Origin of the sequence: Streptomyces sp. NPDC050560 (assembly GCF_044457285.1) — a bacterium.
Taxonomy (GTDB): domain Bacteria; phylum Actinomycetota; class Actinomycetes; order Streptomycetales; family Streptomycetaceae; genus Streptomyces.
Genome location: NZ_JBITGT010000001.1, coordinates 258,327 through 270,678, shown reverse-complemented (window position 1 = coordinate 270,678; position 12,352 = coordinate 258,327). Strand labels below are relative to the sequence as shown.

The following is a 12,352-nucleotide window of genomic DNA, read 5'->3' as shown; positions in this document are numbered from 1 at the left end:
GACATGGGACATCCTATGTCCGACCCCGGCATGAGGTGGCCCCGACCTCTGGTCCCACCGTCGGCTGCGCCTCCGGCGCTCAGCGGATATGCGCCTTCTTGATGTCCTCGGCGATGGCCAGTGCGTGTCGGGTTCTCGCTGGGTCGGTGAGGCTGATCGCGGCGTGGAGGATGTCGACGACCGCGAGATGGGCGAGGCGGCTGCTCGCGGGTGCCATGTGCAGGCCGAGGTCGGGGCCGCCCGCGACCAGGGCCACGGTGGCCCGTTCCGCCAGTGACGACGAGGCGAAACTGGTGATCGCGACGACGCTCGCCCCCGCGCCCAGCGCGGCGTCGGCGACGGCCAGCGTCTCGGCGCTCTGGCCCGAGTGGCTGACCGCCACCAGCACCGAGGCCGGATTCAGCAGCCCCGCCTGGAGTTGGGCGGTGCGGGCGTCGTGGGGGGCGGCGGTCCGGCAGCCGATGGCGGTCCACCGGTAGGCGGCGTCGGCGGCGGGCGCGGCCGACGTGCCCACCCCGAAGACGTTGATCATGTCGGCGGCGGCGAGCAGCGCCGCGGCGCGGGTCAGCGCCTCCGGGTCGACCGTCGCACGGGTCGCGCCGATGGTCGCGGCATGGCTGGCCAGTACCAGCTCCCGGATCTCGGCCGTGGTGGCGCCCTCGGTCAGCTCCTCGGGCGGCGCCGAGTTGGACCGCAGGGCGAGCTCCCTGACCAGCGCGCGCTTGAGGTCGCCGACCCCCTCGAAACCCGCCGCGCGGGCCGCGCGGACCACCGTGGCGGGGGAGGCCCCGGCCCGCTCGGCGATCTCGGCGGTGGTCGCCGACTGCACGAACGCCGGGTCGTCGAGCACCAGGCGCATCACCTTCGCGTCACTGGGCCGCAGCCCTGGCAGTACGGCCGCGACTGTGGCACGCAGCCCTCCGGCGACGCCCGGGCGTCCACCGGCACCCGCATCAGAAATCACGTTTCTCTTGATACCATATTTTGGAAACTGAGTTTCCAACGCGGGGGGTGCCGTGCACGCTGGCTCGCTGGCGCTGCTGCTCGGCGCGGCGGTCCTGCACGCCGCCTGGAACTTCGCGGCCAAGCGCGTCGGCGCCGGTGGCGCGGTGTTCGTCTGGTGCTACTACACGGCGTCCGCCGTGCTCTGCCTGCCCGTCGCCGCCGGGAGCCTGCTCCTCGGGAGCGTGCGGCCCGACTGGGGGTGGTGGAGCGCCGCCGCGCTCGGCACGGCGGTGCTGCACGTCGGCTACGGCCTGATCCTGCAACGGGGCTACGCCGTGGGCGACATGTCGGTGGTGTACCCGCTGGCCAGGGGCACGGGACCGCTGCTGTCCGTGGCGGTCGCCGTGCTGCTGCTCGGGGAGCACCCCCAGGCCGTACAGATCGCCGGGGTCGCCGCCGTCGTGCTCGGCGTGGGCGTGATCAGCGTCAACCCGGCCGCCGCGGGCGGCGGACCGCGCGTCGGCAGCGTCGTCCACGGCGTGCTGACGGGCGCCGCGATCGCCGGGTACACCCTGTGGGACGACCACTCCGTCGGCACCCTCGCGATGCCGCCCCTCCTCTACTTCACCGCCGGCTGTGTGTTGCAGAGCGCCCTGCTCACCCCGTACGCGATGGCCCGCAGGCGCGAGGCCGCCCGGCTGTGGCGCACGCACCGCCGCGAGACACTGGTCGTCGCGGTGCTGTCCCCGCTCGCCTACCTGTTCGTGCTGTTCGCGATGCGGACCACACCCGTCAGCGTGGTCGCACCGGTCCGCGAACTGAGCATCGTCATCGGCAGCCTCGTGGCGTGGCGCGTGCTCGGCGAGCCCCACCCGGTACGCAGACTCGTCGGGGCCGCGATCGTACTGACCGGGATAGTGGGGATAGCCCTGGGGTGAGGTGGGCCCCCGGGGCGGGGCGCCGTCGCGGACGCCCCGCCGCGGGCCGCTACCCCCGGTCCCCGACACACCTCAGCACCGGTGCGGAGGCGAGCGCGGACGGGTCGGGGAGGGTGGCGCCGGTGACCCGGATACGGGCGGTCTCGCCGGGCAGCAGGGTGACGAGCGCGTCGTCGGCCTCGGCGGCGGGGGAGAGGCGGTCGGGGAAGACCGTGAGGTCCTTCAGCAGGGTGTGGGCCGTCACCGTCAGCAGGTACCCGCCACCGGGGTCCGCCGCCACCCGCGCGTCGTACGCGGGCCTCGGCAGCGCCAGGGCGGTGTCCTCCGCGAAGTAGTGGTGCACACGCGCCTCCCCCAGGTGGGCCACCAGGAGTTCCGCCGCGGGGTCCGCGGCCGCCGCCACCGACGGGGGCAGCGCCACCCGCTCCACCGAGCGCGGCGGCACCGACACCTCCGCCTCCTCCTTGGCGAGCACCGTGCCGTCCCACGCGTGCCGGTTCAGCCGCAGCCGCCCCTCCCACGGCAGCGCGCTGTCGTTCACCGCGAACACCGCGCCGTCCCGCACCACGAGCAACCGGTCCGCGTACACCCTCCGCAGCGCGTACCACAGCGGCTTGCGGCGGCCGTCGCCGTCCACCGCCGACCAGGACACCACCGGCCAGCAGTCGTTGAGCTGCCAGACGATACTGCCCATGCAGTACGGCATGTGCGAGCGGAAGTAGCGGATGCCGAAGTCGACCGCGCGCGCCTGGTTGAGCTGGGTCAGCCAGTGCCAGTCGTCGAAGCCGACCGGGCGCGGAAGGTGCTCGCCCAGGCCACGCAGCAGCTTCTCGTCACCGCCCACCGCCTTTTGATGGTGTGTCAGCAGCGGTGCGCCGGGTTCGAGTTCGCCGCCGATGGCGCGGCGCAGGGTGGCGTGGGCGGGCGGGCCCTGGAAGCCGAACTCGGCGACGAAGCGCGGCGGTTCGTCCGCGTAGTGGGTGTAGTCGACGCGGTTCCACACGTCCCAGAGGTGGACCGTGCCGTGCCCGCGGTCCTGCGGGGGCAGCTCGGGGGAGCCGGAGTAGGGCGATCCCGGCCAGTAGGGGCGGGTGGGGTCGAGGTCGGCGACCAGGGCGGGCAGCAGCTCGTGGTAGTAGCCGCGGCCCCAGGTGCGTCCCCCGAGTTCGTCGCGCCAGCCCCAGTCCTCGTACCCCTCCAGGTTCTCGTTGTTGCCGCACCACAGCACCAGCGAGGGGTGCGGCGCGAGACGCACGATGTTCTCGCGGGCCTCCGCCGCCACCTCCGTGCGCAGCGGCTCCTCCTCCGGGTAGGCGGCGCAGGCGAACGGGAAGTCCTGCCACACCAACAGGCCCTTCTCGTCGCAGAGTTCGTAGAAGTCGTCGCTCTCGTAGAGGCCGCCGCCCCAGACCCGCACCAGGTTCACCCCGGCCGCCACCGCCTGGTCGAGGCGCTGTGCGACGCGCTCACGGGTGACCCGCGCCGGGAAGCAGTCGTCGGGAATCCAGTTCACCCCCCGCACGAACAGCGCCTCGCCGTTGACCGAGACCCGGAACGCGTCCCGTTCGAGCGCCACCCGGCGAAAGCCCGTACGGCCGCGCCACTCCTGGTCGCCGAGGCGCACCGACACCGGGTACAGCGGCTGCGCGCCGCGCCCGAGCGGCTGCCACACCCCGGCGTCCGGCACCGGGAAGCGGACCTCGCTGCTGGTGAGCCCGGCGGGCACGGGAAGCACCGTGCGCACCCCCGCGACCTCCACCACCGCCTCAAGTACCGCGTCGGGCGCGGGCGCCGTACCCTCGTCGGCCCGCTCCACGGTGAGGGCGACCGCGGCCCTGGGCACCCCCGCCGCGTCCACGTCGGCGAGCAGCCGCACGGACGCGATCCTGGCGCCGCTCCACGATTCGAGCGCCACCGGCCGCCAGATGCCCGAGGTGACCAGCGTCGGCCCCCAGTCCCAGCCGAAGTTGCAGGCCATCTTGCGGATGTACTGGTAGGGCTCCGCATACGCGCCAGGCCGCGCGCCGAGGCGCTCGCGCATCTCCTCCGCATAGGCGTAGGGGGCGGTGAAGCGCACCTCAAGGGTGTTGGCGCCCGCGCGCAGCGCGGTGTCCGCGCGGAAGCGGTAGCCGCGGTGCTGGTTGGCGGCCGTGCCGACGACGGTGCCGTTCAGGACCACGTCGGCGACCGTGTCCAGGCCCTCGAAGACCAGGTCGGTGCGGTCGTGGCCGCTGTCCGACCAGTCGAAGGAGGTGCGGTACGTCCAGTCGGTGCGGCCGATCCAGCCGAGCCGGGTCTCGTTGTCGTCGAGGTACGGGTCGTCGATCAGGCCCGCGGCGAGCAGATCGGTGTGCACACAGCCGGGCACGCTCGCCCGCACACCACCGGCGGGCAGCGCGGCGGGCACCCGGGCGGCTGGGTCGGTGGCGGTCAGCGTCCAGCCCTCGGTCAACGGGGTGCGGTGGTGTCCTGGCAGGGGGGTGGTGCTCACGCGGCGTTCCTTCCGCAGTCGGGTAGCTGGGCACACGCGACGAAGTGGTCGGGCTCGGTCTCCCGCAGGGCTCCGGCCCCGCCGCCGCCCGCCGCGTGGAAGGCGCACTCCGTGACCGGGTCCGCCTCCGTCCACGGGGCGCCGAGCCGCGGCACGGACGCCAGCAGCGTCCGGGTGTAGGGGTGGCGCGGGTTGCCGAACACCCGCTGGGTGTCGCCGCGTTCGACGACACGGCCGCGGCGCAGCACGACGGTGCGCTCGGCGAGATAGGTGCCGAGCGAGAGGTCGTGGGTGATGTACAGGACCCCGAGGCCGCGCTCCTTGAGGTCGGCCAGCAGGTTGAGGACGTCGATCCTGGTCGAGGCGTCCAGCATGCTGGTGATCTCGTCGGCGACGAGGAAGGTGAGGTCGAGGAGCAGGGCACGCGCGATCAGCAGCCGCTGGAGCTGGCCGCCGCTGAGCTGGTGGGGGTACTTGCCGAGGACGGCGCCGGGATCGAGTCGCACATCCCTGACGGCCCGCTCCACCCGGGCCGCCCACTCACCGGCGGGCACCCTCGGATGGTACGCGTGCCTGATCATGGCGAACACCCGGTCCGCCTTGAAGACGGGGTTGTAGCAACTGAACGGGTCCTGGAACACGCCCTGCACCCGGCGGTAGTACTCGCGCCCGCCGCGCACCGGGCGCCCGTCGAGCGTGAGGGCGCCGGAGCTGACCGGTGTCAGCCCCAGGACCATCCGGCCGATGGTGGACTTGCCGCTGCCGCTCTCGCCGATGAGCGAGACGACCTCGCCCTTGCCGGCCGCGAAGGACACCCGGTCCACGGCCGTGAAGGAGCCGCCGCCGAGGGTGCCCGTGCGGTACGTCTTGGTGACCTGGTCGAGGGTGAGCATCATGCCTTCCAGCAGGCGACGTGGTGGCGGGGGGCGATCTCGGTGACCGGGGGCTCCTGCTCGCAGCCCGTGTCCGCGAGCGGGCAGCGCTCCCGGAACCGGCAGCCCGCGGGGGGCCGCAGCAGCGGCGGCGGGCTGCCCTCGATACCGGTGAGGCGCCGCTTCGCGTGCCGGACCCCGACCTCCGGCAGCGAGTCGACCAGCATGCGGGTGTACGGGTGCCGGGGCGCGGCCGTCACCGTGTGCGCCGGTGCCTTCTCCACCAGCTTGCCCGCGTACATCACCATGATGGAGTCGGCGATGTGCGAGGTCAGCGCCAGATCATGGGTGATGAACAGCATGCTGCCCACGAGTCCGCGGTCCCGCAGGCCCACCAGGGCGCGCGCCACCGCCTGCTGGGTGGACACGTCGAGCGCGGAGGTGATCTCGTCGGCGATCAGCAGCGCCGGGTCGAGCAGCGTGGAGATCACCATCACGGCGCGCTGCTTCATGCCGCCCGACAGCTCGATCGGGTAGCGGTCGAGGACGTCGGGGGCCAGGCCCACGAGACCCAGCCTGCGGTGCAGCTCCGCGGTGTCCACCCGGGCCCCGCGCGCCGCGAGCAGCTCGCGGATCATACGGCCGACGCGGCGCGTCGGGTTGAGCGCGCTCATCGAGTACTGCGGCACGAGCGAGACCTCGTGGAAGCGGAACGCGTTCATGGCCCGGTCGTCCGCGAGCGGCAGCGCCGTGCCGTTCAGCTCCACGGTGCCGCCGATGTGCCGCATCCGCCCGTCGAGCCTGATCAGCGACTTGCCGAGGGTGGTCTTGCCGCAGCCGGACTCGCCCGCGAGCCCCAGGATCTCGCCGTCCGCGACGCCGAACGACACCCCGTCGAGCGCCTGTACGTCGCCGCGCAGCGTCCGGTAATGGACCCGCAGGTCCTTCACGGTGAGGCTCATGACTCCCTCAGCTTCGGGTTGAAGACCTCGTCGAGGCCGACGTTGGCCACGTACAGGCCGCCGACGATCGCCGTGATGCCCGCGCCCGGCGGTACGAACCACCACCACATGCCCAGTTGCAGCGCGCTCCACTGCTGCGCGCTCTGGAGCATCAGCCCGAGCGAGACACCGTCGGTGGGCCCGAGGCCGATGAAGTCGAGCGACGACGCGATGAGGATCGCCCCGCCGAACAGCAAGATGAACATCATGAACAGATACGAGTTCATGTTCGGCGCGATCTCCCGGAAGACGATCCGCCAGGTACGGCTGCCGCTGAGCCGCGCCAGGTCCACGAACTCCCTGCCGCGCAGCGACAGCGTCTGCGCCCTGATCGACCGCGCCGCCCACGGCCACGACGTCACCCCGATGAACACGCCCTGCACCGGGACGCTGCGCACCCCCAGATACGCGTTGACGATCAGCAGCACCGCCAGGGTGGGGATCACCAGCACGATATTGGTGAGCATGTTCAGTACCTCGTCGACGAGGCCGCCCCGGTAGCCGGCCAGGAAGCCGACCAGCATGGCGATCACGGCCGCGATACCACCGCCGACCACCCCCACCAGGAACGTGGCCCGCAGCCCGTACACGAACTGCGCCCACACGTCCTGCCCGAACGTCGTCGTGCCCAGCGGGTAGTCACCGCCGGGCGCGGCGGCCTGCGGTCCCACGTACTCGTTGGGGTCGGAGCTGTCCAGCAGCAGCGGCCCGACCAGGCCCGCGAGCAGCAGGAGCAGCACGATCGCGAGGCCGACGAGCAGCTTCGGGTTGCGCACCGCGTAGTGCAGGGTCTCGCGGCGCGGTGCGGGCGCCTCGGCGGCGCCGGTGACGGCGGCCGCCTCGGGAAGGGTGCTCATGCCCTGCCTCCCGTCATTCCGGTGCGGGTCCTCGGGTCGACGACGACGTATACGAGGTCGATCACGAAGTTGGCGATCAGCACACCCACCACGATGAACAGGAAGGCGCCCTGGAGCAGGAAGAAGTCCTGGTTCTGGATGGCCGCGAGGATCAGGCTGCCGAGCCCCGGATACGCGAACACGATCTCGGTCACCAGCGCCCCCGCCACCAGCACGCCCAACTGGAGCGCAAGACCGGTGAGTTGCGGCAGCACCGCGTTACGGAAGGCGTAGCGCCTGATGAGCCGCCGGGGTGCGCCGAGCGCGGAGAGGTACGAGGAGTAGTCCGCCTCCAGCTCGTAGATGATCATGTTGCGCATGCCGATGGCCCAGCCGCCGAGCGCGACCAGGAACAGCGAGAGGAACGGCAGCACCCAGTGGTGCAGCGCGTCGGCGATGAACTCCCCGGTCAGCGCGGGCTGTTTGTCGAGGCCGTAGCCGCCGGAGAGCGGGAACCAGCCCGCCTTCGAGCCGAGCGCCCAGGCCAGGATGACCGCGATCCACATGTACGGCATCGCGGTCAGCAGGTAACTCGCGGGCAGCACCGTGTTGTCCAGCAGCCTGCGCCGCGCGGCCAGCGCGCCCAGCCAGTTCCCCACCACCCAGCTCAGCAGGATCGCCGGGACCATCAGGGCCAGGGTGTACGGCAGCGCGTCCAGGATGACGTCGGACACCGGCTTCGGGAACACCCAGATGGAGAGCCCGAAGTCGCCCTGGAACAGCGACGACCAGAAGTGCAGGTACTGCTGCCACACCGGCTGGTCGAAGCCGAAGAGCCGGGTGTAGTAGGAGCGCATCGCCTCGACCGCCTCGGGCTGGGAGACCCGGGCCCGGGAGATCATGGCGGCGACCGGGTCGCCCGGCATGAAGCGCGGGATCATCCAGTTGACGGTGACGGCGACCACGAACGTGAGTGCGTAGACGAGGAGTTTGCGGGCGAAGTAGTGGCGCAAGGTCTCTCCCTCCCGGGGGTGCGGGCCTGGTCGGCCGCCCGGTGGCTCGGTCGGTGCCTGCGGGGGACGGCACCGGCCCCGCGCGGGGAGGCGGTGGGGGCCGGTGCCGGTCGCGTCAGCTCGCCGGCTTCAGGGTGGTCAGCGTCTCGAAGCCGCCCATCTCCAGCCAGTTGCGCCACATCGCGGGCGCCGAGTGCGGGGCGCCCGCCTTGTCCGAGGGCCAGTTGGTCCAGGTGCCGGGGTTGGACTGCGCCCACAGCGCGTTGTACCAGAGCGGGATCAGCGGCATGTCCGTCAACTGGATGTCCTGGAGCCGGGAGATGACCTTCCGCATCCCCGCGGTGTCGTCCGTCTTCACCTGCCCGAGCTGCTGCACCAGGTCCCAGGCGTGCTTGTTCTCGTACCGGCCGAAGTTGACGGTGTTCTGGGTGTCGAGGACCGGGAGCTGAAAGAGGTACTGGTAGTACGTCCAGGGCGTGTTGGAGAGCTGCCGCTGGTTGTCCATGATGAGGTCGAAGTTCCCCTTGCCGCGCTGCTCGTTGAGCGCGTTCTGGTCGGGGAAGCCCGGGGTGATCCTGATGCCGGCGGCCTTGGCGCTCGACGCGATGACCTTCGACGCCTCCATCCAGTCGGTCCAGCCGCTCGGCACCATCAGCTTGAGGCTGATCGCGGAGCCGTCCTTGTTCTCGACGTAGCCGTCGCCGTTCCCGTCCTTGTAACCCGCCTCGGACAGCAGCTTCCTGGCCTTCGCGGTGTCGAACGAGAAGCCCTTGCGCGCCACTTCGCCCTTGTCGACGAACTTGTCCCACTGCGGCAGCAGCCCCGTAGGACCGGCCTTGTCGACGAGCTGCCCGTAGACCCCCTTGACGATCTTGTCCACATCGACAGAACTGGCCAGCGCCTTGCGGAACTCGGCGTCGTCCATCGGCTTCCTGGTGGTGTTCGGCACCAGCCAGGCGGTGTTGGCGGGCAGCATGTAGGGGGGCTTGTCGTGGTACGAGACGACCTTCCCGGCCTTCACCATGGACGCGGCGCCCGGCAGGAAGTTGTTGCTCAGGTCCAACTGCCCCTGGTTGAGCTGCCCGATGACGACCTCGTTGCTCGGGTTGGAGACGTCGACGATGTACTTCGGCGCCGGGGTCATCCCGAGCGCCTTGGTGCCCCACCAGTCGTCCCTGCGCTGCCAGACCACCCGGTCCTGGCCCTTGCTCTTGAGCGTGTACGCGCCGCTGACCACCGGCTTGTCGTTGACCCCGTTCAGCACGTCCTTCTCGGAGCGCCCGCCCCAGACGTGCTTCGGCACGATCGGGATGCCGTAGAGGTCGAAGTCCCACTCCTGGTAGTGGGGTTGCTCGAAGCTGAAGCGCACGGTGGTGTCGTCGACCTTCCTGGCCCCGGAGAGCCAGCTCCACATGGTGTGCGTCGGAGCCGCCGCCATCTTGCCGATCTCGTACGAGTAGACGACGTCGTCGGCGGTGAGCGGCTTGCCGTCGGACCAGGTGATACCGGGGCGCAGCTTCAGCTCGTAGGTGGTGTCGTCGGTCCAGCTCCCCGATGTGGCGAGCCAGGGAGTGAGCTTGCCCGCGTTCGGGTCGAAGTGGAACAGGGTCTCGTACGCGAGCCCCTTGGTGCCGGTGGCGCAGTCCCAGTCCCGCAACGGGTTGTAGTTGGCGGGCGGGCCCCACTGGGTGCCGGTCGTGTAGAGCGTTTCGTTGCGCGGCAGCGCGCCGCCGGCGGCGGGCCCCGAGGGCCCGGAACCCGAGGACGACCCGCCGGTGCACGCGGTGGCGGCGAGTCCGAAGACGACAAGCGCGGCGGTGATCCGCCCCCGAATACCCATCGGTCCCTCTCTCTCGTTTAGTCATGCACTCGACAAATCAACGTCCTGATGGCGCGGCGGCACGGGGATAGCTGAACCGGGTAAGTGAGGGGAAGCTATGGCGGGGCGTGGGATGTGTCAATAGGGCGGGGGGACGGGAGGGGAGCGCTCCCAACTCCGCGTTCTTGATCCCTTGACCACACCACCCGCTAAGCTGCCCCCCTCCGAACCGGTTAAGTAAGGAAGGAGGCGCCCCATGCCCAAGCAGCGTCCCACCATCGCCGACATCGCACGGCGTGCCGGGGTCTCCAAGGGGGCGGTGTCGTACGCGCTGAACGACCGGCCAGGGGTCTCTCCCGCCACCCGGGCCGCGATCAAGGCGATCGCCGAGGAGATCGGCTGGCGGCCGAACAGCGCGGCAAGGGCGCTCACACACGCGCGGGTGGACACCGTCGGGCTCGCGCTGTGTCGGCCCGCGCACGTGCTCGGCGTGGAGCCGTTCTTCATGGAGCTGATCAGCGGCATCGAGAGCGAACTCGCCGCGCGCGACCGGGCCCTGCTGCTCCAGGTGGTGGCCGATCCCGCGCAGGAGGCGGAGGTGTACCAGCGCTGGTGGGGCGAGGGCAGGGTGGACGGTGTCTTCCTCGCGGATCTGCGCGAGGAGGACCCGAGGGTCGAGCGGGTGCTGGAACTCGGCATGCCCGCCGTGGTCATCGGGGACCCGGGCGCCGCGGGGCCGCTGCCCGCCGTGTGGTCGGACGAGGCCGCCGCGCTGCGCGACACCGTCGCCTACCTCACCGCCCTCGGGCACCGCTCGATCGCCCGGGTCGCGGGCCTGCCCGACCTGGTGCACACCCGGCTGCGGGACCGCGCGCACATGGCGCTCTGCGCCGAACTCGGCCTGGCGGAACCGGTGGTGGTGCACACCGACTACACCGGCGACGAGGGTGCGCACGCCACCCGCCGGCTGATCAGCGGGCGCGCGCGCCCGACCGCGATCCTCTACGACAACGACCTGATGGCGGTGGCGGGGCTGTCGGTCGCGCAGGAGATGGGGCTCGACGTGCCGGGCGACCTGTCGCTCGTGGCCTGGGACGACTCCCAGCTCTGCCGGGTGGTGCGCCCCGCGCTCACCGCCCTGAGCAGGGACATTCCCGCATACGGCGCCCATGCGGCGCGGGTGCTCGGCGCGTTCGTGGAGCACGGCGCGGCGGAGGGCCTTGAGGACGCACCGGCGCGGCTCGTGCCCCGGGGGAGCACGGGCCGGGTGAAGGCGTAGGACGGCCGGGGGCCGCGCGATGCGCGCCCCGTGGTGCCTCTCCGTGGTGTGCGGCGGCGTCCGGGCGCCGTGCCGGTGCCGCTCGCGGCGCCCGTGTCCCGGACGCACGGCCGGGCGGGTGTCGGCCGCTTCCGCACCGCCACCGCCGCGATCCCCGCGACGTCGGCCGCGCTGACCGCGGCGGGGGCCTCGCCACCGTCCGCCGCCTGGCCGTCTGACCGGCGCCCGCGGGGCCGCGGCGCGGTGTCCCTCAGTCCTCGGCGACGTCCTGGACGACCGAGGCCAGCAGGTCCACCAGTGCGTCCGGCTCACCGCCGCCCGCCACATAGGCCGTCGTGAAGCCGAGGTCGCGGCGCTCCTTGAGCTGGTGCAGCAGGTCGTCGCGGCCGGTGCCGGGGGCCACCGCGAGCGTGGTGGTCTTCTCGATGTCGTCGAAGTCGCGGCCCACCTCGTCGCAGTGCCGCCGCAGCACGTCGAACTTGTGCGGGGTCTCGGGCCCGCCGAAGAGGTTGCAGGCGTCCGCGTACTGGGCCACGTACCGCAGCGTCTTGCGCTCGCCGCCGCCGCCGAGCAGCAGGTAGGGGCGCGGGGTGCGCAGCGGGCGCGGGCTGCTGAGGGTGCGGCCGAGCGTGTAGTGGGCGCCCTCGAACGGCTCCTCGTCCGCGCCCCACATCGCCAGGCAGATGCGCAGCGTCTCCTCCAGCCGTTCGAACCGCTCGCCGACCGGCGGGAACGGCAGCCCGAGGCCCTGCGCCTCCTCCTCGAACCAGGCCGCGCCGATCCCGAGCCCCGCACGGCCCCCGGAGAGCGCGTCCAGGGTGACGATCTGCTTGGCGAGCAGCCCTGGCTCGCGGTACACCACCGCGGAGACCAGGGTGTGCAGCAGCACCCGCTCGGTGTGCGCGGCGATGAACCCGAGCGTGGTGTACGCCTCCAGCATCTCGTTCTCCGGCCGGCCCACGCCCGGGATCTGCCAGAGGTGGTCCATCACGGTGATGCGGGCGATGCCCGCGGCCTCCGCGTCCCGTACGGTGCGCGCCAGGGTGTCGCGCAGCGCCCGGGGGCCGCCGCTCCAGGTGAAGTTGGCGACGTGCAGGCCAAGTTCCATGAGATGTCCTCACTGATGGGTGATGCCGGGAGCGTCCGGTACCGGCCGCT

10 protein-coding genes are annotated in these 12,352 nt (G+C 71.9%); 2 read left to right on the top strand and 8 right to left on the bottom strand.

From position 1 onward, the window contains the following. Positions 1–79 precede the first annotated feature (79 nt). Positions 80–964, bottom strand: a complete 885-nt coding sequence (locus tag ACIBIW_RS01160) for a MurR/RpiR family transcriptional regulator (RefSeq protein ID WP_399330570.1) — start codon at positions 962–964, stop codon at positions 80–82. 52 nt (positions 965–1,016) lie between these two features. Here ACIBIW_RS01160 and ACIBIW_RS01155 point away from each other — a divergent pair, with 52 nt between their 5' ends. Beyond that, a complete protein-coding gene (locus ACIBIW_RS01155) occupies positions 1,017–1,883 on the top strand; it encodes an EamA family transporter (RefSeq protein WP_399330568.1) in 867 nt (288 codons plus the stop codon). A gap of 49 nt (positions 1,884–1,932) precedes the next feature. Here the strand turns inward: ACIBIW_RS01155 and ACIBIW_RS01150 are convergent, their stop codons facing one another. The 6 genes from ACIBIW_RS01150 to ACIBIW_RS01125 all read right to left on the bottom strand — a co-directional run bounded on the left by ACIBIW_RS01150 (position 1,933) and on the right by ACIBIW_RS01125 (position 9,936). Continuing rightward, on the bottom strand, positions 1,933–4,374 hold the full coding sequence (locus ACIBIW_RS01150; protein WP_399330566.1) for a glycosyl hydrolase 2 galactose-binding domain-containing protein: 2,442 nt from the start codon (positions 4,372–4,374) through the stop codon (positions 1,933–1,935). Then, positions 4,371–5,270, bottom strand: a complete 900-nt coding sequence (locus ACIBIW_RS01145) for an ATP-binding cassette domain-containing protein (protein ID WP_399330564.1) — start codon at positions 5,268–5,270, stop codon at positions 4,371–4,373. The genes ACIBIW_RS01150 and ACIBIW_RS01145 overlap by 4 nt, the downstream gene beginning before the upstream one ends. Continuing rightward, positions 5,267–6,208 carry an ABC transporter ATP-binding protein gene (locus tag ACIBIW_RS01140; protein WP_399330562.1) on the bottom strand — a complete coding sequence of 314 codons (942 nt, stop codon included), beginning with the start codon at positions 6,206–6,208 and terminating at the stop codon, positions 5,267–5,269. The genes ACIBIW_RS01145 and ACIBIW_RS01140 overlap by 4 nt, the downstream gene beginning before the upstream one ends. After that, on the bottom strand, positions 6,205–7,104 hold the full coding sequence (locus tag ACIBIW_RS01135; RefSeq protein ID WP_399330560.1) for an ABC transporter permease: 900 nt from the start codon (positions 7,102–7,104) through the stop codon (positions 6,205–6,207). The genes ACIBIW_RS01140 and ACIBIW_RS01135 overlap by 4 nt, the downstream gene beginning before the upstream one ends. Continuing rightward, a complete protein-coding gene (locus ACIBIW_RS01130; RefSeq protein WP_399330558.1) occupies positions 7,101–8,096 on the bottom strand; it encodes an ABC transporter permease in 996 nt (331 codons plus the stop codon). Before ACIBIW_RS01130 ends, ACIBIW_RS01135 begins: the two co-directional genes overlap by 4 nt. Before the next feature lie 115 nt (positions 8,097–8,211). Beyond that, on the bottom strand, positions 8,212–9,936 hold the full coding sequence (locus tag ACIBIW_RS01125) for an ABC transporter substrate-binding protein (protein ID WP_399330556.1): 1,725 nt from the start codon (positions 9,934–9,936) through the stop codon (positions 8,212–8,214). Positions 9,937–10,171: 235 nt separating this feature from the next. Here ACIBIW_RS01125 and ACIBIW_RS01120 point away from each other — a divergent pair, with 235 nt between their 5' ends. Further along, complete coding sequence (locus ACIBIW_RS01120; protein WP_399330554.1) at positions 10,172–11,194, top strand: LacI family DNA-binding transcriptional regulator; 1,023 nt, start codon at positions 10,172–10,174, stop codon at positions 11,192–11,194. A gap of 250 nt (positions 11,195–11,444) precedes the next feature. Here the strand turns inward: ACIBIW_RS01120 and ACIBIW_RS01115 are convergent, their stop codons facing one another. Next, complete coding sequence (locus tag ACIBIW_RS01115) at positions 11,445–12,302, bottom strand: LLM class F420-dependent oxidoreductase (RefSeq protein WP_399330552.1); 858 nt, start codon at positions 12,300–12,302, stop codon at positions 11,445–11,447. Between the last annotated feature and the right edge of the window lie 50 nt (positions 12,303–12,352).